At 61.1% G+C, this 391-nt stretch carries 1 protein-coding gene; it reads left to right on the top strand.

Translation table 11 applies throughout. The features are described 5' to 3' along the window. A partial coding sequence (locus tag MAXJ12_RS37745; protein ID WP_008838742.1) for a tetratricopeptide repeat protein occupies window positions 1–391 on the top strand: 391 nt, incomplete at both ends.

Genomic DNA, 391 nt, shown 5'->3' with positions numbered 1-391 from the left:
CCACGCGGTGGAGTTGGACCCCCGCAATGTGCGCGCGCTGCATGCGGAAATGTCCGCGCTTTTCTTCAGCAAGGAATTTGACGCGGGGAGACGAGTGGGCGAGCAGGCTCTGGCGATCAACCCGAACGACACCGAACTCATGGGGGGCTTCGGGACGCGCCTGGCCTTGTCAGGAAACTGGGAGGACGGTTGCCCATTGGTGGAAGAAGCGCGTGACCGCAACCCGGGCCCGTTCGCGTACTACGAGTCGATTCTGGCCCTTTGTTCCTATTTCAGCGGGGATTACGCAAAGGCCGCCATGTGGATCAAGAAGACGACGGCTCCGGGGAATTCCCTCTATCACGCGATTGCGGCCGCGATCTTCGGCGAAGGCGGATACGAAATCGATGCT

Origin of the sequence: Mesorhizobium alhagi CCNWXJ12-2, from assembly GCF_000236565.1 — a bacterium.
GTDB lineage: Bacteria > Pseudomonadota > Alphaproteobacteria > Rhizobiales > Rhizobiaceae > Allomesorhizobium > Allomesorhizobium alhagi.
Note: the sequence above shows the minus strand (reverse complement) of the source record. Positions and strands in the feature narration are given on the sequence as shown.